Origin of the sequence: Streptomyces sp. SP18BB07, from assembly GCF_036322545.1 — a bacterium.
Lineage (GTDB): Bacteria > Actinomycetota > Actinomycetes > Streptomycetales > Streptomycetaceae > Streptomyces > Streptomyces deccanensis.
This window is the reverse complement of the sequence record NZ_JAQYWT010000149.1, coordinates 1-351: the sequence shown is the minus strand read 5'-3', so window position 1 is coordinate 351 and position 351 is coordinate 1. Positions and strand designations below refer to the sequence as shown.

The 351-nt window shown below is 69.8% G+C and carries 1 pseudogene; it reads left to right on the top strand.

From position 1 onward, the window contains the following. Positions 1-351, top strand: a pseudogene (locus PUR53_RS00845) (hypothetical protein); the annotation flags it as partial.

Below are 351 nucleotides of genomic sequence, written 5' to 3'. Positions count from 1 at the left end.
CTCGATGTCCTCAACCGGGCCGTCGCCCGCCTCACCCTGCGCGCACCCACCACACGCAAGGAAATCAACGCCGCACTACGCGCCGTCGAGGAACTGTCCGACGACGCGCCCTGGCGTGAGACCATCCGCACCACCCTGGCCATCCCGGCCGCCCACCTCACCCACCTCGCCTGCTCCCTGAACAACCTCTCCAACCCGCAGAGCGGGACTGGGGACTGGCAGGCGGCGCTCGCCTCCATCACCGAAGCCGTCGAAATCCGCCGTACCCTCGCCCAGGCCAACCCCGCCGCCCACCTCCCCGACCTCGCCATGTCCCTGAACAACCTCTCCGTCCAGCAGAGCGGGACTGGG